This window comes from Virgibacillus phasianinus, assembly GCF_002216775.1.
Lineage (GTDB): Bacteria > Bacillota > Bacilli > Bacillales > Amphibacillaceae > Virgibacillus_F > Virgibacillus_F phasianinus.
Map to the genome: position 1 here is coordinate 1,458,173 of NZ_CP022315.1, position 24,659 is coordinate 1,482,831.

General features: G+C 41.5%; 19 protein-coding genes. 13 read left to right on the forward strand and 6 right to left on the reverse strand.

The window, feature by feature from the left end:
• Positions 1-9: 9 nt before the first annotated feature.
• The 4 genes from hutH to hutG are packed head-to-tail and all read left to right on the forward strand — an operon-like array spanning position 10 to position 5,391.
• Positions 10-1,530: a histidine ammonia-lyase gene (hutH, locus tag CFK37_RS07450; protein WP_089061265.1), complete on the forward strand. Its 1,521-nt coding sequence runs from the start codon at positions 10-12 to the stop codon at positions 1,528-1,530.
• Positions 1,523-3,175 carry a urocanate hydratase gene (gene hutU / locus CFK37_RS07455; RefSeq protein ID WP_089061266.1) on the forward strand — a complete coding sequence of 551 codons (1,653 nt, stop codon included), beginning with the start codon at positions 1,523-1,525 and terminating at the stop codon, positions 3,173-3,175. The genes hutH and hutU overlap by 8 nt, the downstream gene beginning before the upstream one ends.
• Positions 3,176-3,193: 18 nt before the next feature.
• Positions 3,194-4,447, forward strand: coding sequence for an imidazolonepropionase (gene hutI / locus CFK37_RS07460; RefSeq protein ID WP_089061267.1), 1,254 nt, complete (start codon positions 3,194-3,196; stop codon positions 4,445-4,447).
• Complete coding sequence (gene hutG / locus CFK37_RS07465) at positions 4,444-5,391, forward strand: formimidoylglutamase (protein ID WP_089061268.1); 948 nt, start codon at positions 4,444-4,446, stop codon at positions 5,389-5,391. Before hutI ends, hutG begins: the two co-directional genes overlap by 4 nt.
• 101 nt (positions 5,392-5,492) lie before the next feature.
• Here hutG and CFK37_RS07470 read toward each other — a convergent pair whose 3' ends face one another.
• Positions 5,493-5,825, reverse strand: coding sequence for a winged helix-turn-helix transcriptional regulator (locus CFK37_RS07470; RefSeq protein WP_089061269.1), 333 nt, complete (start codon positions 5,823-5,825; stop codon positions 5,493-5,495).
• Positions 5,826-6,108: 283 nt separating this feature from the next.
• Between CFK37_RS07470 and CFK37_RS07475 the strand changes: the two genes are divergently transcribed.
• The gene (locus CFK37_RS07475) at positions 6,109-7,347 is read left to right on the forward strand and encodes an aminopeptidase (protein WP_089061270.1); all 1,239 of its coding nucleotides are present in this window, start codon (positions 6,109-6,111) and stop codon (positions 7,345-7,347) included.
• 90 nt (positions 7,348-7,437) lie between these two features.
• A complete protein-coding gene (locus CFK37_RS07480) occupies positions 7,438-8,676 on the forward strand; it encodes an aminopeptidase (protein WP_089061271.1) in 1,239 nt (412 codons plus the stop codon).
• Between the two features lie 80 nt (positions 8,677-8,756).
• Here CFK37_RS07480 and recQ read toward each other — a convergent pair whose 3' ends face one another.
• The 3 genes from recQ to brnQ form a co-directional block, all read right to left on the reverse strand.
• Entirely contained in the window at positions 8,757-10,898 is a 2,142-nt protein-coding gene (recQ, locus tag CFK37_RS07485; protein WP_089061272.1) for a DNA helicase RecQ, read from the reverse strand.
• Between the two features lie 375 nt (positions 10,899-11,273).
• Positions 11,274-12,008 carry a DUF4396 domain-containing protein gene (locus CFK37_RS07490; RefSeq protein ID WP_089061273.1) on the reverse strand — a complete coding sequence of 245 codons (735 nt, stop codon included), beginning with the start codon at positions 12,006-12,008 and terminating at the stop codon, positions 11,274-11,276.
• A gap of 226 nt (positions 12,009-12,234) precedes the next feature.
• Positions 12,235-13,527 (reverse strand): branched-chain amino acid transport system II carrier protein, encoded by a 1,293-nt coding sequence (gene brnQ / locus CFK37_RS07495; protein WP_089061274.1) that lies wholly within the window; start codon positions 13,525-13,527, stop codon positions 12,235-12,237.
• A gap of 334 nt (positions 13,528-13,861) precedes the next feature.
• Here brnQ and CFK37_RS07500 point away from each other — a divergent pair, with 334 nt between their 5' ends.
• Positions 13,862-15,709: a cation:proton antiporter gene (locus CFK37_RS07500; RefSeq protein WP_089061275.1), complete on the forward strand. Its 1,848-nt coding sequence runs from the start codon at positions 13,862-13,864 to the stop codon at positions 15,707-15,709.
• An 827-nt stretch (positions 15,710-16,536) separates the two neighbouring features.
• Here CFK37_RS07500 and CFK37_RS07505 read toward each other — a convergent pair.
• On the reverse strand, positions 16,537-16,716 hold the full coding sequence (locus CFK37_RS07505) for an SE1832 family protein (protein WP_089061276.1): 180 nt from the start codon (positions 16,714-16,716) through the stop codon (positions 16,537-16,539).
• Positions 16,717-16,795: 79 nt separating this feature from the next.
• Between CFK37_RS07505 and CFK37_RS07510 the strand changes: the two genes are divergently transcribed.
• Entirely contained in the window at positions 16,796-17,647 is an 852-nt protein-coding gene (locus tag CFK37_RS07510; protein WP_089061277.1) for a GNAT family N-acetyltransferase, read from the forward strand.
• Positions 17,648-17,713: 66 nt separating this feature from the next.
• On the opposite strand, the gene CFK37_RS07515 is transcribed toward CFK37_RS07510, so the two are convergent.
• Positions 17,714-18,805, reverse strand: coding sequence for an AI-2E family transporter (locus CFK37_RS07515; protein WP_425445373.1), 1,092 nt, complete (start codon positions 18,803-18,805; stop codon positions 17,714-17,716).
• A gap of 201 nt (positions 18,806-19,006) precedes the next feature.
• Between CFK37_RS07515 and CFK37_RS07520 the strand changes: the two genes are divergently transcribed.
• From CFK37_RS07520 to CFK37_RS07540, 5 genes are all read left to right on the forward strand, one after another.
• Positions 19,007-20,749 carry a phospho-sugar mutase gene (locus tag CFK37_RS07520; protein WP_089061278.1) on the forward strand — a complete coding sequence of 581 codons (1,743 nt, stop codon included), beginning with the start codon at positions 19,007-19,009 and terminating at the stop codon, positions 20,747-20,749.
• 83 nt (positions 20,750-20,832) lie between these two features.
• Complete coding sequence (locus CFK37_RS07525; RefSeq protein WP_089061279.1) at positions 20,833-21,192, forward strand: DUF488 domain-containing protein; 360 nt, start codon at positions 20,833-20,835, stop codon at positions 21,190-21,192.
• 232 nt (positions 21,193-21,424) lie between these two features.
• A complete protein-coding gene (locus CFK37_RS07530) occupies positions 21,425-21,865 on the forward strand; it encodes an OsmC family protein (protein ID WP_089061280.1) in 441 nt (146 codons plus the stop codon).
• A gap of 126 nt (positions 21,866-21,991) precedes the next feature.
• Entirely contained in the window at positions 21,992-23,386 is a 1,395-nt protein-coding gene (locus CFK37_RS07535) for an L-cystine transporter (RefSeq protein ID WP_089061281.1), read from the forward strand.
• 214 nt (positions 23,387-23,600) lie between these two features.
• Positions 23,601-24,626 (forward strand): acyltransferase family protein, encoded by a 1,026-nt coding sequence (locus CFK37_RS07540; RefSeq protein WP_089061282.1) that lies wholly within the window; start codon positions 23,601-23,603, stop codon positions 24,624-24,626.
• The last annotated feature ends 33 nt before the right edge of the window (positions 24,627-24,659 follow it).

Sequence of the window (24,659 nt, forward strand, 5' to 3'; positions counted from 1 at the left end):
GCAAAGTGTATGGTTATTTTAACCGGTAAAACGTTAACATTTGAGGAAGTGAAACGCGTTGTTTTTGACAACGAAAGCGTGGAATTAGCAACGGAAACATGTATTGATATTGAAGCAAATCGCGAAACTGTCGACCAGCTTATTAAGGACAAAAAAACGATGTATGGCATTAACACAGGGTTTGGAAAATTTAGTGATGTCGTTATTGAGAATGAGGATTTAGATGATTTACAACTGAATTTGATTCATTCGCATGCTTGTGGAGTAGGGGAACCTTTTTCTGAAAAAGTGACGAGAGCAATGCTGTTGCTTCGGGCAAATGCCTTATCACAAGGCTGCTCCGGCGTGCGGCTGATTCTAGTTAAGCAATTACTGAATCTATTAAATAGTGGGATTCACCCAATTGTGCCTGAGCAGGGCTCACTTGGGGCAAGTGGTGATCTGGCGCCGCTTTCACACTTGGCACTTGGCCTACTTGGTGAAGGTGAAGTCATGTATCATGGCGAAAAGATGGAAGCGGTTACCGCTCTTAGTAAGGAAGGCATTACCCCGCTTACATTAAAGGCAAAAGAGGGGCTTGCGCTGATAAACGGCACGCAAGCAATGACGGCAGTAGGTGTTGTGACGTATCTCGAAGCGGAAAAATTGCTACATCAAAGTGAATTGACAGCGGCGATGACACTGGAGGGGCTGCAAGGGATTATCGATGCATTTGACCATGATTTACATGCTGCCCGTGGTCACCAGGAGCAAATGGATGTGGCGGAACGGATACGTGGCATTTTAGCAGACAGTAATCTTATCACCAAACAAGGTGAATTGCGTGTTCAAGATGCCTATTCCCTAAGGTGTATCCCGCAGGTTCTTGGGGCATGCTGGCAAACGATCAATTATGCGAAGGAAAAACTATTAATTGAGATGAACGCGGTAACCGATAATCCACTAATTTTCTCTGATCAAAACAAAGTAATATCAGGGGGGAATTTTCACGGCGAGCCAATCGCGTTCGCCATGGATTTTATCAAAATTGGCATTGCAGAGACAGCGAATGTAGCGGAACGAAGGATTGAACGATTGGTAAATCCGCAATTAAATGATCTGCCAGCGTTTTTGAGTCCGAATCCGGGACTGGAATCTGGGGCAATGATTATGCAGTATAGTGCAGCATCACTCGTGTCGGAAAATAAAACACTGGCACACCCAGCAAGTGTTGATTCCATTCCATCTTCAGCCAATCAGGAGGATCACGTCAGCATGGGGACGATTGCTGCGAGACATGCGTTGCAGATGCTGCAGAATGCAAGACATGTAGTAGCAATTGAACTAATCTGCGCGATGCAGGCAGTTGAGTATCGCGGAACAGAACAAATGGGTGCTATCACAAAAGAATTTTACCAGAAGGCACGCGAATTTGTTCCAAGTATTACTGCTGACCGTATTTTTTCAACAGACATTACAAATCTAGCAAACTGGTTAAAAGATGAAGCACAATCACATGTTAGTTTAAAAGGAGGAGTTTTTCATGAATAAGGTGGATGTAAGGGCGAAAAAGGGATTGGAACTAGAGTGTAAAGGCTGGGAACAAGAAGCAGCATTACGGATGCTGTACAACAACCTGGATCCGGAGGTTGCTGAAAACCCGGAAGAGCTTGTTGTGTATGGAGGTATTGGGAAAGCAGCACGTAACTGGGAGTCATTTCATGCGATTGTGAAAACGTTGCGCAATCTGGAGAATGATGAAACCATGTTAATACAGTCTGGTAAGCCTGTTGGCGTGTTTAAAACACATAAACATGCACCGCGCGTCTTGTTGTCTAATTCCGTCTTGGTGCCAAAGTGGGCGAATTGGGAGCATTTCCATGAACTCGATCAAAAAGGGCTGATGATGTATGGGCAAATGACTGCAGGAAGCTGGATTTATATTGGTACACAAGGAATTCTGCAAGGAACATATGAAACTTTTTCATCACTTGCTAAAAAACATTATAATGGCTCATTAAAAGGAACCATTACGCTTACCGCCGGACTTGGGGGCATGGGTGGTGCACAACCACTAGCTGTAACGATGAACGAAGGCGTTGTTATTGCAGTGGAAGTAGACAAAAGCCGTATTGAAAAACGATTGAAAACAAAGTATTGCGATGTCATGACAGAAAGCATTGATGAAGCAATTTCCTTGGCCAAAGAAGCAAAAGAGGCTGGTAAGGCTCTTTCCATTGCACTTCTTGGCAATGCAGCTGAAATCCACCATGAACTTTTAACAAAAGATATTCAAATTGATATTGTGACCGACCAGACATCGGCTCATGATCCATTGAATGGCTATGTGCCAGTTGGCTTTACCGTGGAAGAAGCGGAAACCTTACGGAAAAAGGATCCGGAAGCATATACCGTAAAATCAAAAGCTAGTATGGCGAAGCATGTGGAAGCAATGCTGCTGCACAAGGATAATGGTTCCATCGTATTTGATTATGGGAACAACATTCGTCAGGTTGCCCATGACGAGGGTGTGGAAAAGGCCTTTGATTTCCCTGGTTTTGTTCCAGCCTATATTCGTCCCTTATTTACAGAAGGAAAAGGACCGTTCCGCTGGGCGGCACTGTCAGGTGACCCGGAAGATATTTACCGGACGGATCAATTAATTAAGGAGCTTTTCCCAGAAAATAAAGCATTAATTCGCTGGATTGACATGGCGCAGGAACAAATTGCTTTCCAAGGCCTTCCTTCTAGGATTTGCTGGCTTGGTTACGGGGAACGAATGAAGATGGGGCTGGCGATTAATGAACTTGTGCGCAAAGGTGAATTAAAAGCGCCTGTCGTCATCGGACGCGACCATTTGGACTGTGGATCGGTAGCATCGCCAAACCGTGAGACGGAGGGCATGAAGGATGGCAGTGATGCGGTCGGCGACTGGGCAGTACTGAACGCGCTTATTAACACAGCAGCTGGTGGCTCATGGATCTCCTTCCATCACGGTGGTGGTGTCGGCATGGGGTACTCACTGCACGCAGGAATGGTTGCATTAGCAGATGGTACGGATCTAGCACATGAACGTTTAGAGCGGGTTTTAACAACAGACCCTGGTATGGGGATTATTCGCCATGCGGATGCAGGCTATGAATCTGCCATCAATTTTGCTGAAGAACACAACATTACTATACCAACGAAGAAATAGAAGGGAGTATCTATCATCATGCACGTTGATTTACTAATTACCAATATCGGACAATTACTTACGATGGATAAAAAGGGACCTGTCAAGGGACGTGATATGAACAACCTTACCGTAATAGAAGGTGCAGCGGTTGCAGTTCATAACGGCAAAGTAGAATGGATTGGCTCAGCTGAAGAGGCGACAGAATTTCAGGCTGATCGTACTGTAGATGCAGATGGAAAGCTGGTCACTCCGGGGTTAGTTGAGCCACATACACATTTAGTTTTTGGTGGCTCCCGTGAGAAAGAGATGGCTTTAAAGCAGCAAGGTGTACCATATCTTGAAATCCTGAAACAAGGTGGCGGTATTTTATCAACTGTTAATTCGACGCGGGATGCTTCCTATGACGATTTATTAGAAAAAGCCTTATTCCATCTGGACCGGATGGCGATGCATGGTATTACTACTGTAGAGGCGAAAAGCGGCTATGGTTTGGATAAAGAAACCGAACTAAAGCAGCTTGAAGTAGCAAAAGAAGCAGGCAACCAGCATCCACTGGATATTGTTTCAACTTTTTTAGGTGCCCATGCCATTCCTCCAGAATATAAAGAGGACCCGGAGGCATTCCTTGCTGTTATGGCTGAAATGTTTGATGAAATTAAAGAAAAGGATCTTGCTGAATTCGTTGATATATTTACCGAAACAGGTGTATTTTCGGTTGAACAGTCGAGAAAATATCTTTTGGCAGCAAAGGAAAAGGGATTCGATGTTAAAATTCATGCAGATGAGATAGACCCACTTGGCGGCACAGAGCTTGCTGTGGAAGTAGGTGCAATCAGCGGTGACCACTTAGCAGTTGCATCTGACGAGGGGATTAAGCAGTTAGCAGCATCTGATACGATTGGCGTTATTTTGCCTGGCACAAGTTTTTATCTTGGAAAAGATACGTATTCACCAGCCCGTAAGATGGTGGATGCGGGTGCTGCCATTTCTATTTCGACGGACTTTAACCCGGGAAGTTCGGTGACAGAAAATTTACAGCTCATTATGTCCATTGCGGCATTGAAACTCAAGCTGTCACCGGAGGAAATCTGGCATGCAGTTACGGTTAATGCCGCGCATGCGATTGGCCGCGGTGCTGAAGCGGGCACTATTGCTATAGGAAGAAAGGCAGATATTGTTCTTTGGGATGCTCCTAACTACATGTATATCCCATATCACTACGGGGTGAACCATGTTAATACAGTCGTGAAAAACGGATCTGTCCTATATGAGAGGCAGGCGATACGATGACGGAATTGCGACACGTAAAGCCAGCTGGAACGGCAATTTTCAAGGATCGTTACACAACAAAGGTGAAAGAACTGCTGACACCGTGGGAAGATGGGAAGACAGCAGCGTTTGCGATTGCTGGAGCGCCTTTTTCCAAATCATCGATCAGCCATTCAGGGGCGTCCTTCGCCCCGTCTGCTATTCGCTCAGCACTGCAAAGCTACACAACCTTTTCCGGGGGTACAGGTATAGACTTTGGCGATACAATTATCGATTTCGGCGATGTTAACATGGATCCAACAGATGTAATTGGAAATCAGCAACGACTATATGAAGGGCTCTCTGATATCTATGCAACAGAAGCGGCACCGTTTTGGATGGTCCTAGGCGGTGATCATGCGATCAGCCATTCATCAATCAAGGCTTTTTCGGAAAAAAACCCATCTGTTGGCGTTATCCAATTTGATGCGCATCATGATTTACGTAATGTGGAAGATGGTGGTCCAACGAATGGTACACCGTTTAGAAGGTTGATTGAAGATGGGATCCTTGATGGGGAAAACTTAATTCAACTGGGCATTCGTGATTTTACTAACGCCGCAGCCTATGCTGATTATGCAAAGGAAAAAGGTGTTGTTGTGTATACGATGCAGGACCTTGCCCGCGAGTTGATTGAAAAAGTTTTGGAACGCGAATTGGCGAAGCTTTCGGACCGGGTGGATGTCATTTATCTTTCGGTCGATATGGATGTCCTGGACCAGGCATTTGCACCAGGCTGCCCAGCAATTGGGCCAGGCGGAATGGACAGCAACACCCTATTGACAGCGGTACATTACGCTGCACAGCACGAAAAAGTCAAAGCAATGGATATCGTCGAAATAGACCCAACAATAGACATCAGAAATATGACAAGCAGAGTGGCAGCAAATGTCATGCTTCAGTTTATGTTGGGGAAGAGGATATAAAATGGGGACAGTCCCCCGCCACACTAACGCGGTAGAGCGGTGGGGGACTGTCCCCCTATAAGCATAAAAAATAGGCTGTTGCACAAGCGACAGCCTATTTTTTATTTTACTTTTGTTTCATCCTGGTTTTCTAATGTTACCCAGTTTTCAGCCCAGCGTTGAATTTCCTGTATTACCGGCTCAAGCGCCATACCCTTTTTAGACAGTGAATACTCGATTCGAACAGGAAACTCAGAGTAAATATTACGCTCGACAATTTCTTCCTGCTCAAGCATTTTTAACCGATCAGACAGCAATCTCCCACTAATAGGTAAGTCTGCTTCCATTTCAGAAAAACGTTTTTTTCCTTTTAATAGTTCGAACAAAATAAGGCCGACCCAACGTTTGCTGACAAGCTGCATAGCATTTTCAAATCGCGGACATAAATCTTCCATGAAGATCACCTCATTTATAGTGGTTTATATATTCGATTTGATTATAGTTTTTTACGGTAACGACCCTCCGAAAGAAGGTAGTTGACTTACGAAAAGTAACTTAATAACAGTATAACATATTCCATCAGCCGCGTAAATTGATTACAGCATTATTTGATAAATGTAAATCCTACATTTACCCTAGACATTTTCTCATAATTAAAACAATTAATTTTGGTAATTTCGGACGATTTATGAAATAATAACGGTATACGAAATATATGATATCTACGGAGGGTCTAGAATGGTCAATCAAAAGACAAAGGAAAAGTATGCAGAACTTGCATTGCAAACAGGAGTTAACTTACAAAAAAACCAAGCACTTATGATTAATGCGCCAATTGAAGGAGCCGATTTTACTAAAATCGTTGTTCGTAAAGCATATGAAATGGGAGCAAAAGATGTACATATTAATTGGGTCGACGATGAGCTAACACTTTTAAAATATGAAAATGCACCAGACGAAGTAATCGCTGATTTTCCCGAATGGCGGGTTAAATTGCATGATATGTATGCGGAAGACGGCGCAGCAGTGTTGTCCATTCGCTCAACAAACCCGGATTTATTGAAAGATATTGATTCAGGACGTGTTGCAAAAGCAAATAAAGCTGCAGCGCAGGCTATGAAAAATTTCCGTAAGTATACGATGAATGACCTGATTACCTGGTCAATTATTTCCATTCCAACTGGAGACTGGGCACAGAAAATATTCCCAGATAAATCAAAGGATGACGCAATTGAAAGTCTTTGGGACGCAATCGTTAAAATTGTCCGTGTCGATCAAGATGATCCAATTGCGGCATGGGAAGATCATAATGCAACACTTAAAACGGCGCGTGAGCTGATGAATAAAAAGAATTATAAAAAACTGGTTTATAAGGCTCCTGGCACCGACCTTGAATTGGAATTGCCTGAAGGACATATTTGGAAGGGCGGATCAGCTGATTCCGCAAAGGGCATCACATTTAACCCAAATATGCCAACTGAAGAGGTATTTTCCATGCCGCATAAATACGGTGTGAATGGGACAGTTTCAAGTACAAAACCATTAAATTATGGCGGAAGCCTCATCGACAATTTCTCGTTGACATTTAAAGATGGCAAAGTAGTTGATTTCAAAGCGGAACAAGGTGAAGAAACATTAAAGCATCTGCTTGATACCGATGAAGGTGCTAGACGTCTTGGTGAAGTTGCGTTAGTTCCACATGAATCACCTGTATCACAATCAGGCTTGATTTTTTACAATACATTATTCGATGAAAATGCATCCTGTCATATTGCACTTGGAAAAGCTTATCCTACCAATTTAAAAGGCGGAGCGGATATGAATAATGAGGAACTTGATAAACATGGCGTGAACGATAGCCTGACACACGTAGACTTCATGATTGGATCTGAAAACCTTGATATCGATGGCGTCCTGCCCGACGGAACAACAGAAGCGGTATTTCGTAATGGCACATGGGCATTTGAGATTAACTAGTAGATTTGGACGAACTGTTCCCTCCTGTGGAAGACGGAGGGGACAGGGTTATGTTTAAGAAAGATTATTATAAATATAGGGGGTCACTTGATGGTTAGCAAAAAAACGCAGGAAAAGTATGCAGAACTCGCATTACGAAAGGGAGTAAATCTACAGCCAAAGCAGGCACTGGTTGTCAGCGCACCAATTGAAGGGGCAGAATTTGCTAAAATGATAGCGCAGAAAGCATATGAAATGGGTGCGAAAGATGTACATATTAACTGGGCTGACGATGAGCTGGCTCTGCTAAAATATGAAAATGCACCAGATGAGGTGCTGACGAACTTTCCAGAATGGCGAGTCAAGTTAGCTGAAACTTACGCGGAGGATGGTGCAGCAGTACTATCGATTGATTCGACAAATCCTGATCTATTAAAGGATATTGATTCTGCACGTGTTGCCAAAGCAAACAAAGCAGCAGCCGAAGCCATGGCTAACTACGCAAAGTACATGATGAATGATCTGATTCCGTGGTCTGTTATCGCTATTCCAACTGGCGATTGGGCACAGAAGGTCTTTCCTGATCAATCAAAAGAGGATGCAATCGAAAGCCTGTGGGACGCTATTATTAAAACAGTTCGTGTCGACAAAGAAGACCCAATTGCAGCATGGGATGAGCATAATGCAACATTGCAAACAGCCCAGGAAGTGATGAATAAGAAAAAATATAAAAAGCTAATTTACAAAGCACCGGGAACTGACCTTGAACTGGACTTACCTGACGGACATATTTGGAAAGGCGGTTCCGCTGACTCTGCCAAAGGTACCACATTTAATCCAAATATGCCGACAGAAGAAGTGTTCTCCCTGCCGCATAAATATGGTGTGAATGGTACAGTATCAAGTACTATGCCATTAAATTACGGTGGGAGCCTCATTGATAATTTCACATTGACATTCAAAGACGGCAAAGTAGTCGATTTTACAGCCGAACAGGGTGAAGATACGCTTAGGCACTTACTGGATACCGACGACGGTGCAAGGCGTCTTGGTGAGGTTGCATTGGTGCCGAATGATTCACCAATTTCCCAATCGGGATTGCTATTTTATAACACATTATTCGATGAAAATGCGTCCTGCCATATTGCACTTGGGAAAGCATATCCAACCAATCTGGAGGGCGGTGCAGATATGGATGATGATCAGCTTGATGAACACGGAGTGAATGACAGCCTGACACATGTCGATTTTATGATTGGATCCGAAAACCTTGATATCGATGGTGTTCTGCCGGACGGAACAACAGAAGCAGTGTTCCGCAATGGTACATGGGCATTTGAATTGAATTAAAGTATTTTTGTGCCGCCCCTTGGCTATAGGGGGCGGCTTTTGCATTACAAAAAATGCACCCCACAAGGAGGCGCACCGACTCACATATATTCATTTTTTACCAAAACCGCTTTGATTTTTGTGTAACTATAACCTTCCGGGAGCATATCCTTTAATGGTTTCAGTTTTGGCTCGTCAATTTCATTACGAATTTCTAAGACATTCCTTTCTTCTTCATCCGTAAAAAAGATTCCCCAGGCAATAGGGTACCCCTGTTTCGTTGCTTTAAAAATATGTCCCTCAATTGTCTGCTGCGACATACCCCTTATAACGGATATGTCTTTAATAGATTTGCCGCGCTGGAACATTTGATAGCTAATAAGATAGCTAGGCTCATCCGTTGTTTTCGGCTTGGGCTGAGCTGGTGCGCTGTCAGCAATTCTTACCTTCGTTTTGACATCAGGATTCCGCTCGCGCCATGCCTGAATAACTGCTAAAAAGGCTTCGCCGTACTGTTCATACTTTTTCTCGCCAATTCCCTTAATCGTTAACATATCGTCTTTTGAATCCGGGAAATAGCGACTTAATTCTTTTAATGTTGCATCAGAAAACAGTACATAAGGAGGCACACTTTGCTCATCTGCAATTTGTTTACGAAGTTGTCGTAACTCTTCAAAAAGATCTTCCCGATAATCGGCGCTTTCACTAGTTGGAATCACAGTTGAATACATCCAAACTGTCTGTTTTCCCATCAAAACATCAACCGATCCCTGATTTAATCGTAGAGTGGGATAGCGTCCTTCTTCCGTTGCAAGCAGTTTTTCCGCAATTAAAAAGTGGATCCATTCAGTTAATGCCTTTTCGGTATAGTTGGACAAGATTCCGTAAGTGGATATAAGATGCAGTTTAAAGTCTTTTATTTTTTTATCTCTAGATCCTTTAAGGACTTTTGCGGTCATGCTTACACCAAACCGTTCACCCATTCGTTTCACGCACGAAAGAATCATTTGTGCCTCTTTTGTCATATCAGTCCGATCGGTCCGGTTTACGCAATTGCTGCAACGACCGCATGACTTTTTACCATGTGTGTCATTAAAATATTCCAGAATAAAGGAAGTTAGACAGCTATGCGTATGGCAATAGTTGATCATGGCTTGCAGCTTTCGGTATTCCGCCCGCTTTGCCTCGTCATCCATTAACGATTGCTCAATTAAAAACTTCTGTAATTGGATATCCTGCGGGGAAAACAATAAAATACAGTCACTTGGCTCGCCATCCCGTCCAGCGCGTCCGGCTTCCTGATAATACGATTCGATGGTCATCGGCATTGCATAATGAATAACGTAGCGGACATTTGATTTATCAATCCCCATCCCAAATGCATTCGTTGCAATCATAACTTGAATCTCATCCTGTATAAATGCTGCCTGCGCTTTTTTACGTTCGTCCTCCGACAATCCGGCATGATATTTTGCCACGGAATATCCCTTTGCAGTTAGTTGATCAAATAACGTATCAGCCTGTTTACGTGTTGCTGTATAAATAATTCCTGATTCATTTTTTCGTTCAGCAAGAAAGGATCTGACATAGCTCTGCTTGTCCTTTCCTTTGACAATATGAAATGCCAGGTTGTCACGCTCAAACCCTGTATTAATAACATGTTCATGATCAACATGGAGCAAATTTTGAATGTCGGTTATCACTTCTTCTGTCGCGGTAGCAGTCAATGCTACATACACAGGGATATTGGATAACGCCTTCAGGTTCGGCACAATCGAGCGGTAGCTTGGCCTGAAATCATGTCCCCATTGTGAGATACAATGTGCCTCATCAAATGCTACTAATGCAATGGGCAAACGTTTTACCAGTTGTACAAAATAGGAAGATTCAAATCGTTCCGGGGCAACATAAACGAATTTATAACGGTTTGCCTGGATGTCCTGAATACGCTGTTGTTGTTCGCCTGTCGTTAATGAACTATTGATATATGTAGCAGCGATACCAAGTGAATTTAATGCATCCACTTGATCCTTCATTAGCGAAATGAGAGGTGAAATAATAATCGCGACACCGTCAAGTGTTAAACCGGGAATTTGATAACATATCGATTTACCGCCCCCGGTAGGCATGACAGCCAGTGTGTTTTTTAATTCAAGTATATTGGATATGGTTTCTTTCTGGCCAGGTCGAAAGGCTGGAAAACCATAATAAGTTTGTAGGATTTTCTCTGCTTCAGCAATCATCATATGATCCCCCTTCATTACGTCTAATTTTATCATAATCTGAGGTAAAAAAAGAGCTGAAAATTTAGGATATAGGATTACTCTTCTCTTATTAACCGCTTTGCAATACGGAGGGGGGATTCAGTCTGGACAAGGATTGAACTCGGGCGGGAATAGGTGGAACTTGGGAGTGGAAAAGTCAAACTCGGGAGAGAAACAGCTGTCTCCCGAGTTTGGAATGCTGCGGCCTGAGTCGGAGGCAATGTGGACCGAGCTCAGCTTGCCTGAGTTTTTTAACCAGCTGGTTTTCAGTCAACATCATCCATTTTCATTTACCCATTTACCCCCAACACGTCTCTTGTCGAGGAGGACGTTTTCTTTTTTTCTCCAAAAATCTTACATCGCATGTTTAATGCCCTTTTTCACCAATATCCAATTCGCTGGGTAACTGGTGAGGAATCCAAGCATCATTGCAATCTGCATCATAAACCAAAAGACTGGTGTTGTAGGCGCAGGCATCTCGACAAAAAGCAGATAATGAACAATAGCCATCCAGCCGAACATACCAATTTCAAAAGCAATTAATGACCAAGTATCTGCTTTGATCGCATTTTTTATTGCTTTTCCGGGTTCATCATGTTTCTTAAAGCCCATGCCATAATATTGAAAGGCGATACCGAAAAGATAAGCCAAAATAAACTCAACTGTGTAATCAGCTAAGAGAGTGGTACCGGCAATTGTTAGTCCTGTTAACGCAACAATTGGAACACCAATCATATCGCCAAGTGAACAACCGCTGCTGCAGTGCGTGGTTGATACAAAAACACTTTGCCAAAAGGGCTTTTCACCATGTCCGTGATGCTCCATTTGTTCATGGCCGTCATGGTTCATATGTTCATGTCTGTGGTGATCCGTATCATCCATGCTACTTTTTCCTAGTTTGTAATAGGCCCAGATTCCGATAAGAGGAAAGTATAGACCAGTAAGCGGCCACACGATATTCATAATGGGCATCATCTTTTGTGGATGCCTGATCACATCAATGGTAATGATAGCTGTCTGCAAAATTCCCAGTGCAATTGCGACCCACGACACCGTTTCTAATAAATCCAATTTAAACACTTCCTTCATTTTATTATACCCTATTGGGGTATATACCCGTGAATACTTTTTAAAAACATCATAGTGCCTTGGATTTTAATACTAATAAATACTTATGTTTTCTTAAAGTGCAAGAAATATAACCACCAATCAGCCTGGATATCGACTAAAAAGAAGAATAGGCAACTGCACGCTACCCAAATCCATAAAAAAAACACCGTTCCAAGAGAGACGGTGTTCGTATATAAAGAAATGGTTAATCCTGTGCTATCTTATCTATCGCAAAACCAATAATTGCACCAATCAAAGCAGGTACAATCCATCCTAAGCCAAGCTCGAAGAATGGCAGTTTTTCCATCAATGGTGTAACGCTTGATAAATCGAGACCGTATGCAACCAAACCATCGTATAAACTTGTCACTGCTGTTAAAAGGATTGCTCCCTGGTAAACAGCTCTCGCGCCATGGAACAGACCTTGGATAAAGGTTAAAATAATTAGTACTATCGCAATTGGGTAAATGAACACAAGCACAGGAACAGAATAACTAATGATTGTATTTAAACCCTGATTGGCAATCAGGTAGCTTACAATGGTCGTTAATAAAATGACCCACTTATAACTGACGCTTGTAATCTTGGAGAAAAACTGTCCACATGCGACTACCAGTCCGACTGAGGTTGTAAAGCAGGCTAAGGCAACAATGACTCCTAAGAGCAGTGCACCAAAACTGCCGAACATGACTTCTGCAGCACTGGATAGAATATCGCCTCCATTGCTGAAATCCCCTACAGTTGCCATCTTGGCGCCGATCCATCCGATGGACCCGTAGACGATAATTAATCCACTGCCAGTAATTGCCCCGGCTTTTAATGTAGATTTTACTAAATCACGCTTTATTGTTATGCCGCGATCTTTAAAAGCATTTACAACAATGATACCAAATGCTAATGCAGCAATTGCATCCATTGTTAAATATCCCTCAACAAAGCCAGTGAAAAATGGTGCAGAAGCATACTTATCAATCGGTTCTGACATAGGGCTATCCAATAAGACAAAGCCGCCAACTGCCAGGGCAATAATGGCAATCAATAGGATTGGTGTTAAATATTGCCCAATCCGGTCCACCATTTTTGAAGGATTTAAACTAACAATGTAAACCAAGATAAAGAAGACCGTCGTAAAAATAAATAAAACAAGAGATGTTGATATATTTGCAGTAAACGGTTCAATCCCCATTTCAAAGGCAACGGATGCTGCACGTGGAATACCGAAAAACGGTCCAATTGCTAAATAAACAACAGAGGTAAAGATAAGACCAAATAATGGATGGACTTTATCAGCCAATTCCCGCGCATCGTTTTTCACAAATGATATTGCTGTGACGGCAAGGATTGGTAGACCTACACCAGTAATGACAAATCCAGCAATTGCTGCCCAATAAGAGGTACCTGAATCAATTCCGAGTGTCGGAGGGTATATTAAGTTGCCGGCTCCAAAAAATAATGCAAAAAGCATAAATCCAATGATAAATGTATCTTTTTTCATGATGTTATCTCCTTCTGGATAAACTAATTAAAGGCATCATATAGCAACCGCTTACAACTATTGGTATAAATGCCGGTTCATTTTCAATATTGTCAGATAGTTAATCATACAAATCATCGTACATGAAGAAACTTTTTGAATCATACACAAAGCAAGAACAATACTAACAATTCTTCTTATAGCTTGTCAATATAAGAAACAGTGGAGTTTCAACAGTTATGTGACGATGTATTTGATAATTTTTATCAACATATGAATTAAAATTGTTTACATTGGCACTATACACATTTAAAATGACTTTATATTAAAAAATGGACCTTTAATGAGGGGGTATGAAATGGTTCCATCTATTCTATTTGAAATTATGCTTATTGGTCTTTTAGGGATAGGATCGCAATGGCTCGCTTGGCGCTATCGGATGCCAGCAATTGTTGTCATGTCGGTTGCCGGGCTGTTAGTAGGGCCAGTGTTCGGTATTATGGATCCCGAAGAAGACTTTGGAAATTTATATGGACCGATTATCACTGTAGCGGTCGCGATTATTCTTTTTGAGGCAAGTTTAAATTTAAGCTTTAAAGAACTGCGTGGACTTGGAAAACCGATATTCCGTATCACGACATTCGGTGCGTTTATTGCCTGGATTTTAGGTTCACTCACCGCGCACTATATTGCAGGATTATCATGGGCAGTTGCCTTTGTCATTGGGGGACTGTTCATTGTAACGGGCCCAACAGTAATTCTTCCATTATTACGCCAGTCAAAATTAAAACCACGGGCGGCAAAAATTTTAAAATGGGAAGGCATTATTGTCGACCCAATCGGAGCCTTATTGGCTGTGTTTGCCTTTGAGATAATTTCATTTTTTACCGCACAAAATCCAGATGGATCTGACCTGGTAATGTTTTTTGCAGCATCTATATTTGCGGCGATTTTGGGATGGGCGTGCGGACGCGGCATCGGCTGGATGTTTGAAACGGGGAACATTCCGGAGTATCTAAAATCACCTGGCGTATTTATCGTCGTCATCCTGTGTTTTACCGTTGCTGATGAAATTACGCATGAGACCGGCTTACTGGCCGTAACGGCAATGGGAATTACCTTGGCGAACATGGGCATCAGTTCGGTAGCTGACATGAGGCACTTTAAGGAAAACATGTCCATGCTGCTTATTTCGGCGATTTTTATTATGCTGACTGCATCCCTGCAAGTAGAAATATTACTGGAAATATTTCAACCGCGAATTATTGGATATGTAATATTAATGATGTTTATTGTTCGTCCGTTATCGATTTTTATATCGACAATTGGAACGGATCTATCGCTTAATGAAAAAATCTTAACCGGATGGATTGCCCCGCGTGGAATTGTTGCACTTACTGTTTCCAGTTATTTTGCATCCATTTTAGCTGATGCAGGTTATGCCGGCGCATCCATTATTACAACACTCACGTTTGGACTTGTATTTTTTACCGTTGTAGCACATGGGTTTTCGATTGGCTGGTTAGCGAAAAAGCTTCATTTGTCAATGGAAGGCAGACCCGGAACGATTATTATCGGCAGTAATGATTTCACTGTAGAATTAGCTAAATCATTAATGAAAGTAAAGGCGCCAGTGATTATTGTCGACTCATCCTGGGAGCGGCTTCGTAAAACTCGAGAGGGCGGGATACCTTTTTATCATGGTGAAATGCTCTCAGAACAAACAGAATACCATTTAGACACGACACCATATGAATACTTAATTGCTGCAACAGAATTCCATTCGTATAATGCATTGGTATGTACAACATTTATGCCGGAATACGGCAGGACTAACGTATATAAATCAAGTCCATATCTGATGCAGGACAACAGCACGGATGACATTGTCGATAAAATTGGCGGGCGTGTATTGTTTAAAGAAGACATCTCGATGGACTTCTTATCCGATCAAGTCAATAATGGCTATGTATTTCGTCAGACAACGCTGACAGAGCAATATGATTACAACCGTTACTTAAGTGAGAGAGATGAAGATACGGTTTTACTCTATGTACTGAAGCCATCTGGTAAGATGTATTATTACTCGGAAGAGTTGAAAATGACACCAGAAGCGGAAGATATTGTTGTCAGCCTGGCACCGCCAAACAAAAAAAATAAGAAAATACAAGAAAAGCTGGAAACCCAGCGTAATAGTAATCAATAAGGCTGAGACAAAAGTGATTCAGTCATAGAGAAATCCGAACTATAATTCAATTCTTTGATTAGAATTTGAAGTAGTTCGGATTTTTTCTTGGCTGTTTTTGTAAACCTTGCTGCGAATTGTCCATAAACTTTGACGTATGCGCCAAGTTGTTTTCTGCTGCGGACCGTTGCTTTCCGCGGGCACGGCTTAAGCCTCTTCAAGAAACCCACGAGGCCACTGAAAAAGGTAAATATAGTACAAAATAAGTGGATCTATCATCGCATCTTGAATATACTGCGCTTTCCGCGGGCGAGTGTCGAGTCTCCTTGGACTGCCGTCCTGCGGGGTCTTAAGACTCGTGCTGTTCCCGCAGGAGTCATCGGTTCTCCGCTCCAAACAACCATCATAATAGTAGTTGAACTTTATAGAATTGTTGCTAAATACAAATTTAGCGCAGGAAACACGGAGACTCCTTGAAAAAGAAGAGCACTTTTTCTTCGTGCGATGCCTATTCGGAGAAGCATTCCTTGTCCGGTGGGGGCAGAAGCCTAGATGAGACCCCGGAGAGCGTAAATAATGAGGGCCGACTAAACCGTCCTATGCGGACAACGTCGACTACCCCTTGCCGGGGCAAGGAGGCTCATCAGCTGCCCACGCAAAGCGCAGTGTTTTTCCGCAGTGGTGGATTAACACTCATATAAGGTTATGCCGCAGTTTTTTATCAACTGTGTATTAATATCCGACTAAAAGTAACGTTTTAAACTGTCTATCCTGTGATTGTTCGTCTTTGAGCCAAACATTTCAGTTATGTCCCAGCCCCATTTTCTTCACCTTTATCTTACTTCATCTTACTCCGCGTCATCCAATTGTCTGTTAAGGTCGGCGATTTCTTTTTCTAATTGAGCAAGCTGATTTTCTTCAATATTGGTCCGTTTACCGACAGCTTCGACTTTATCCATATCACCCATTATCCGAGCGTAATCTGCTTTTAATTCAATTAGTTTTGTTTCTATTTCTTTTGTCTTCATATATTTCACTCCCTAATAAAAAAACCGTTACTATAAGTGTATACTATATTATAATCTTGAAAAAGGGGGAAAAAACATCGTGAATATCAATTTTGAAAAGGATGTACGGACGTATACAGAGTTAGTAGAGCCGCTTTTATTAAAAAATGAAGCATGCAATAATCTGATGCTGGGTATCCTTAATCGGATTGCAGAGGGAGACGCACCTTACAATGATGTGAACTTTGGGTATGTGGTGGAAGACGGGGAAGTTATTTACGCCTTTATGCAAACACCGCCAAACAATTGGATCTTTCCTGATCTGGACTCGGTAACAGAAGATGTACCAAGGAAGATTGCAGCATTTTTACATCATAAAAAGGTGAATGTACCGGGAGTTCTTGGTCCTGACTATTTAGTAAAGCCCTTTGTGGAAAAATGGGGAAATTTACATGATGTCACCTCAAACATACATATGAGACAACTTGTTTATCAACTGGATGCCGTGAATGAAGTTCCACCCGCCTCTGGGGAATTGGTGGCGGCAGATGAACAGTATCATCAGCTAATTAGTGATTGGCTCATTCAATTTGGTGTTGAGGCGGATGAACCAATCACGAGACAGGGTGCCGACAAGCTGGCAGCACAATTTTTTAAAAACCGATCCGTTTATTTATGGATGGTTGATGGAAAGCCAGTGTCCATGGTAAATCGGTCAAGAAGAACGAAAAACGGTGCAACGATCAATGCTGTATTTACGCCTGATGCGTATAAACGCAATGGGTATGCGACTAGCTCGGTCGCGGCACTAAGCACGAAATTGCTAAAGGATGGGGTGCAGTTTTGCAGTCTTTATACAGATGAGGATTATCCAACATCAAATCGCATTTATAAAAAAATTGGCTATTACCAGGTTGGGTCGTCCGTAGTATATGAATTTAATCGTAAATAAGAAAAACGCAGGTGTCCATGGCGCCTGCGCTTTTTAGAGATTCTAATAGTTGCTAAACAGTAGCTTTTAAATCAATGCGTCTTCTTCATCCTCCTGTGAGCGGACGTATGTCTGATAAAAGTGTACAATAATGGTTTTGACGATTGCATAAAATGGAACCGCAAACAAGATACCTAAGAATCCTGCAATACTTCCCGCTGCCAGGATGATGGTAATGATTGTCAGCGGATGCAATGCTAATGCCCGGCCCATCACATTTGGCGAGATTAGATTGCCTTCAATCTGCTGCGCTACGACCATTACCACGCCAACCCATACTGCCATCATTGGATCTTGGAAAAATCCCACAATTACAGCAGGAACGACAGCGATAAATGGACCGATAAATGGAATGACACACATTAACATTCCGAATAACGCCAGAGTCAGCGCATAATGTAAATCAATGATTAGGTAGCCGATAAAAAGCAGTACGCCAATTGCAAAGCTGACAAGAAGCTGTCCCTGTATATAGGATGTTAGTGTTTCATCTATTTTGTGCAGGAGGCTTTTAAGGTTTTTAGCCTTTTTTTCTGAAAAGATCTGTGTAACAAATGGAACAAACTTTTCCCCATCCTTAAGCATAAAGAATAAGAAGAATGGCACAAGTACCAAGGCAAAGACAAAACCAATTAACTGCCCGATAAAGCCAAATAAAAATGACATCGCAACCTCAATGTAGGATTGGAGATTAGATGTAATATCATTTAATGTATCTTCAAAATTCTTCGGAAGCATATCCTGATTCGATTGCCAATAGGTGATTAAATCCTGTGCACCTTCGACCATTTTGGGAATATTTTCGATCAGGTTGGCAAATTGCTTTTGAGCAATCGGTGCGATATATGTTGCAATTAAATAAATGACTAGCGAGATTAATAAAAATACAATAATTATCGAAAACACACGATGAACTTTATATTTATCCAACAGGCGGACAATTGGCTTGGTTAAATAAAACAGTACACCTGCTCCGACGATTGGGATAGCTACTGCACCTATATATTTAAAGATTGGGTCAAATATAAAATCCGTTACAGAGATTAATAGAATTAAAAGAAACACCATGATGAATAATGTGAGTGTCTGGAACCATCGTTTTTTGAACAAACCGATCACAACTTTCTGATTTAAAAATGGATAGATATCTTTCATTTTAACTGTAAATGGATATAATAGGAAGAGAATTATTCAAGTACTGATAGTTTTTTCCAAATATGCTTATTGGCAAACGTTCTATATAGGTAAATAGAATTATAATTAATATTATGCTAAAATCTAAAGATACATAATCAGCGGTGAAATAGGGGATATATCGACATGAACACATGGGAAAAGGCATATGAAAAATGGAATACGTTCCAGAACTTAGATCCTGCTTTAAAAAAGAATTTACGGGAAATAAAGGATGATAAGGCTGCAATAGAGGACGCGTTCTATAAGGAGCTTACATTTGGAACTGGTGGTATGCGTGGAGTGCTTGGACCAGGCACTAACAGAATGAACATTTACACGGTACGAAAGGCTGTAAATGGTCTTGCGAATTATTTAAAGGTGAATTGTGTAAACGTAAATGACCGTGGTGTGGTTGTTTCCTACGATTCACGTCACATGTCAAAGGAGTTTGCTGTCGAGACTGCAAAGGTTCTTGGTTCCTACGGTATTAAGGCATATGTATTCAGTGAACTCCACCCGACACCGCTATTATCATTTGCTGTTCGGTATTTAGGCGCCGTAGCGGGTGTAATGATAACTGCAAGTCATAACCCGCCAGAATACAATGGATTCAAGGTATATAATGAAGAAGGCGGTCAAATCGTACCAGACGAAGCGGAATCAATTATTTCTTATATTGAACAAACAGAAAGTGAATTGACGGTTCCTATTATTGAACGAACAGAGTTATTGGAAAAGGACTTGTTAAACTGGATTGGCAGCGAAATCGACAATGCTTATCTAGAGCAGCTTAAGCAAATATCTAAACTTGGCGAAAAAGATATTGCAAAGGATAAAGCTTTATCCATCGTCTTTACTCCGCTCCATGGAACGTCCTATGACTTGGTGTTAAAGGGACTGGACCAGCTTTCGTTTCCACAGGTTCATGTTGTTGAGGAACAGGCTAAGCCCGATCCGGAATTTTCAACAGTTGAATCACCTAATCCGGAAGAGCACCAGGCATTCACACTTGCAATTAAACAAGGGAACAAAGTGGATGGAGATATCTTAATTGGAACGGACCCGGATGCAGATCGATTAGGTGTCGCGGTCAGGGATACGGATCAATCCTTTAAAGTGTTAACAGGTAATCAGCTCGGGTCACTGTTGCTTGATTATATCCTGTCACATACTGATCAAGCATTGCTTCCAAACGCAAGGGTCTTAAAAACAATTGTAACAACGGAGTTAGGCAGAGCTATTGCAACACATTATGGCGCTAGGACAATTGATACCTTAACAGGTTTTAAGTATATCGGTGAAAAGATCCATCAATTTGATAGTACAGGTGAAACATTTATCTTCGGCTTTGAAGAAAGTTATGGCTATTTGATCAGCAGCTTTTCCCGTGATAAGGATGCTGTTCAGGCAGCCATGATGGCATGTGAAATGGCGTACTTTTGGAAGCAGCAAGGAAAAACGCTGCTTGAGGCATTAGGCGCGCTCTACGAGAAACATGGCTATTTCCTGGAAGGAATGTCTTCTTTAACACTGAAGGGAAAAGAAGGATCCGATAAAATTGCCATGATTATGGAGGAAGTCCGCAAGAATCCATTGAAAGAGATAGCTGGTCTGAAGGTTGAAAAGATGGAAGACTATGCAACAGGTAAACGAACAAGTTTCGGTGCACAGGAACTTCAGGAGACAATGGATTTGCCAAATGAAAATGCATTGAAATTCATCCTTGAGAAAAATAGTTGGGTATGCCTGCGTCCTTCTGGAACGGAGCCTAAGATTAAATGTTATTATGGCGTTTGTGAAGATTCAAAAGAAGCAAGCCAAAGGAGTCTTGATTCGTTAAAAGATGCAATGAACAACCTGATAAATCGGGTCGTTCAACACAATTAATTCAAGTAATAAGCAATCAGCGATGTTGTTGATTGCTTATTTTTATGATTATCGGGTAATGATGTACTAGGAGGGATTCTACAATGCCTGTACAGATGAAACGGATTTATGAAGATCAGGAAGATTCGGATGGTATACGTGTACTCGTTGACCGCGTCTGGCCGCGAGGAATGTCAAAAGAAGATGCCAAGCTTGACCACTGGATAAAAGAGGTCGGGCCGTCAAGTGACTTGCGCAAGTGGTTTGGTCATGATCCGGATAAATTTAATGAATTTAAACAGAAATATAAGAAAGAATTAGAGGATGGTGATCAGCATAAGGCACTTGAAGAACTGAAAGAGATTACGAAGAAGCATAATAAAAATGTAACGATATTGTATGCATCGAAAGAAGAAAAATACAATCAGGCAAGTGTCTTAAAAGAAATATTGGACCACCAGTAAAAGAACTCCACCAGGTGAATTGGTGGAGTTTGTGTTGCAACGTCTTTCCGAAAGAAGTCTCCCTCTTCAAGCGTGTGAAGGGCAGAGCCCAACGGTAGGGGGAGATGAATTTCGGTTGGACGATAGCCTAACTTGTCACGCATTTCCTGCACCTTTCTTAACAAGAAACAGCGTCTAACATTTAAACTTTCATTGAAATTGCGATAAAATGACTGAAGAAAGAGGTGATAGTATGGCAGAACATCTTTTTGAACTTCAGGCAAGCTGGCCTGGTGGACGAAATAGTGAAGGATCTATTAAGGCAGGCAATTTAAATACAAAGATTTCCATACCAAAAGAAATGGAAGGTCCTGGTGTAGGGACAAATCCGGATGAAATGCTGCTCGGGGCTGCCGCAACCTGTTATTTGATTACATTGGCAGCAATGATTGAACGTGCGAAACTTCCACTGAAAAAAATGTCATTAACATCAGATGGGAAAGTGGATGTTACAAAAGGAATAATCACCTACAAGAAAATCATCCATAAACCGGTTGTATATTTAACAGAACAAGCAACAAAAGAAAATTATGACAAGCTAAGAAAATTGGTAGAAAAAGCAGAACAAAGCTGTATGATATCACGCGCATTAAAAGGTAATGTGGAGATTGAGCTGGAGCCAACAATTAAATAATAGTTAAATCCCAACGCTGACATTAAAGATGTCAGCGTATTTTTTTCGCGGATGCCTTGTCTATTGGTTCAGAATAACTTTTTCGAGACATATACTAGACGACAATAATGGAAGGAGGTAATGTCAGTGGGTTTAGTATATGTTTTGCTTAACATCGCCATTTTGCTTGGGATAATCATTCTCCTAATTATTATGCAAAAGAAACATGTATCATTCACCAAGCGTGTATTTACAGGACTTGGACTTGGAATTGTCCTTGGTGCTATTCTTCAAGCAGCATATGGAGCGGGTTCAGACGTTTTAAATGATACAACTGAGTGGTATAACGTGGTGGGCAGGGGATATATTCGTTTACTTATGTTGATCGTAATTCCGCTTGTCATGGTGTCTATTATTCAATCAATAATCAATCTGGAAAAGTCATCAGAACTAGGTAAGATGGCAGCATGGATTATCGGAATTCTTGTTTCAACAGCAATGATTGCGGCGTTAGTCGGGATTGGAAGCGCAGCACTATTTGATTTGAATGCAGATCAAATTGACGCAGGTCAAGCTGAGAATGACCGAGGCATAATGTTGGAATCGAGTCTTAGTGAAATAGAGGATCTGTCGACACCTGAAAAAATTCTTTCCTTTATCCCTTCAAACATTTTCCAGGATATGACTGGTGATCGGCCAACGTCAACGATAGCAGTAGTAATCTTCTCCATCATTGTGGGGATTGCTGTGCTTGGGGTCCGTAGAAAAAATCCGGTCCATGCGGAAATGTTCACCAAAATCATGAACGCCATTTATGCGGTTGTTATGCGTATCGTTACAATGATACTTAGACTGACTCCATTTGGAATTCTGGCTCTGATTGCGACAACAGTAGCGAATACAGATATCGGCGGGATAATTGAACTGGGCAAATTTGTAATTGCCTCGTATGTTGCCTTGCTTGTCATGTTCATTATTCATTTGGTGCTGGTTGGTGTATTTGGTTTAAATCCAATGTTGTATGTGAAAAAAGTTTTACCGGTATTAAGTTTTGCTTTTACCTCCCGTTCGAGTGCTGGAACTATTCCGTTAACCATTCAGGCACAAAAGAATGCACTTGGCGTGGATCAGGGGATTGCCAATATGTCAGCATCATTTGGTGCAACAATTGGGCAAAATGGCTGTGCAGGTATTTATCCCGCGATGCTGGCAGTAATGATTGCACCTACAGTTGGAATTGATCCATTAACACCAGGGTTTATCCTTCAGCTTGTTTTAATCATCGGGATAAGTTCATTCGGTATAGCAGGTGTCGGTGGCGGAGCAACCTTTGCGGCGCTAATTGTTCTTTCTTCAATGAATTTACCAGTCGCATTGGCCGGGCTTCTTATTTCCATTGAAGCGTTAATCGATATGGGACGTACTGCGCTAAATGTGAATGATTCCATTTTATCTGGTACGCTTACGTCTCGCATTTTAGGGAAATTAAATATAAAAACGTTTCATGATGAAACAGCGATAGAAAAAGACACTTCACTGTAAAAGATTGATAAGATAATGGCCGCTTTCCCTATGGAGAGCGGCTTTCGCATGCAGGTAAACGTTTAGGTATATTATTACATGGCAGTTTCTTTGTTTCATTCCATTTACATTTCTCTAACAACCATATGAAATCTGCTATTTTAATACGTATTTATGTTTAAAAAAGGGTATATTGTTCATACACTGTGATATTTAACATAAAGGAATGAGTTTAATGGGAAGAACTGCATATTTTGATAATGCGAAACTTGCACTTATTTTTTTAGTAGTATTTGGTCATATGATTCAGCCATTTACGGATGGATCACAAGGCATTAACACATTATATATGTGGATATATACATTCCACATGCCTGCGTTTATTTTCCTGGCAGGATTTTTTGCGAAAGGCCGGGGAGATAAGCAATATATTATGAATTTAGCCAAGAAACTATTGCTGCCATATTTGATTTTCCAGGTTATCTATTCAGGTTACTATTTCATTCTTGGTCACGATGACTGGCAGACAGGGGTCTTTTCCCCACACTGGGCATTATGGTTCTTGTTCAGTTTGTTCAGCTGGCATGTATTGCTTTACTTTTTCAAAAAAATACCAGCGCCATACAGTATTGCTCTATCTGTCATAGTTGGCCTGGTTGTTGGTTACTTTGGTGAAATAGGTCACACATTCAGTTTATCGCGGACATTTGTTTTCTTTCCGTTTTTCCTGATTGGCTATTGGGTAACGAAAGATCATGTGATGTTCCTAAAAAGAAAAAGTGTACAATGGGCGTCATTAGCAGTAATGGCTATCGTAGCTGTCGCCATTTTTATTGCACCTGAGTTCAATTCCGGCTGGCTGCTTGCGTCCGAGTCATATGGTGATTTAGGATTGCCGGAATTAGGTATATTAGCAAGAACACTGGTCTATGCAACTTCCGCTTTAATGGCAATGAGCATCCTGGCCTGGATTCCAGTAAAGGAAAATATGCTTACAAAGCTTGGAACCCAAACACTCTATGTTTATCTGCTGCATGGATTTTTCATCCAGTTTTTCCGCGATGTTGATCTGTTCGAAGTGAATGGAGCTGTGGATTTGGTTGGTTTAGCTGTAATTGCTGGGTCTATTGTACTATTTTTATCAAGCAAACCAATACAAGTGGTTTCACAACCGGTCATTGAAGGGAAAATAACTACTGTATGGAATTTATTCAATCAATCCAACAAGAAAAACAGGCACAACGAGAATCTTCATACGTAACAGAAAAAGTAGAAGTGCTCCATTCTCCGCCGT

Excerpts from the sequence above, each read along its gene's own strand:
- CFK37_RS07470 (WP_089061269.1), bottom strand. The coding sequence starts at position 5,825 with ATGGAAGATTTATGTCCGCGATTTGAAAATGCTATGCAGCTTGTCAGC.
- hutG (WP_089061268.1), top strand. The coding sequence starts at position 4,444 with ATGACGGAATTGCGACACGTAAAGCCAGCTGGAACGGCAATTTTCAAG.
- hutI (WP_089061267.1), top strand. The coding sequence starts at position 3,194 with ATGCACGTTGATTTACTAATTACCAATATCGGACAATTACTTACGATG.
- CFK37_RS07490 (WP_089061273.1), bottom strand. The coding sequence starts at position 12,008 with ATGAAGGAAGTGTTTAAATTGGATTTATTAGAAACGGTGTCGTGGGTC.
- hutU (WP_089061266.1), top strand. The coding sequence starts at position 1,523 with ATGAATAAGGTGGATGTAAGGGCGAAAAAGGGATTGGAACTAGAGTGT.
- CFK37_RS07500 (WP_089061275.1), top strand. The coding sequence starts at position 13,862 with ATGGTTCCATCTATTCTATTTGAAATTATGCTTATTGGTCTTTTAGGG.
- CFK37_RS07475 (WP_089061270.1), top strand. The coding sequence starts at position 6,109 with ATGGTCAATCAAAAGACAAAGGAAAAGTATGCAGAACTTGCATTGCAA.
- CFK37_RS07525 (WP_089061279.1), top strand. The coding sequence starts at position 20,833 with ATGCCTGTACAGATGAAACGGATTTATGAAGATCAGGAAGATTCGGAT.
- CFK37_RS07480 (WP_089061271.1), top strand. The coding sequence starts at position 7,438 with ATGGTTAGCAAAAAAACGCAGGAAAAGTATGCAGAACTCGCATTACGA.
- CFK37_RS07505 (WP_089061276.1), bottom strand. The coding sequence starts at position 16,716 with ATGAAGACAAAAGAAATAGAAACAAAACTAATTGAATTAAAAGCAGAT.
- hutH (WP_089061265.1), top strand. The coding sequence starts at position 10 with ATGGTTATTTTAACCGGTAAAACGTTAACATTTGAGGAAGTGAAACGC.
- CFK37_RS07540 (WP_089061282.1), top strand. The coding sequence starts at position 23,601 with ATGGGAAGAACTGCATATTTTGATAATGCGAAACTTGCACTTATTTTT.
- recQ (WP_089061272.1), bottom strand. The coding sequence starts at position 10,898 with ATGATTGCTGAAGCAGAGAAAATCCTACAAACTTATTATGGTTTTCCA.
- CFK37_RS07530 (WP_089061280.1), top strand. The coding sequence starts at position 21,425 with ATGGCAGAACATCTTTTTGAACTTCAGGCAAGCTGGCCTGGTGGACGA.
- CFK37_RS07520 (WP_089061278.1), top strand. The coding sequence starts at position 19,007 with ATGAACACATGGGAAAAGGCATATGAAAAATGGAATACGTTCCAGAAC.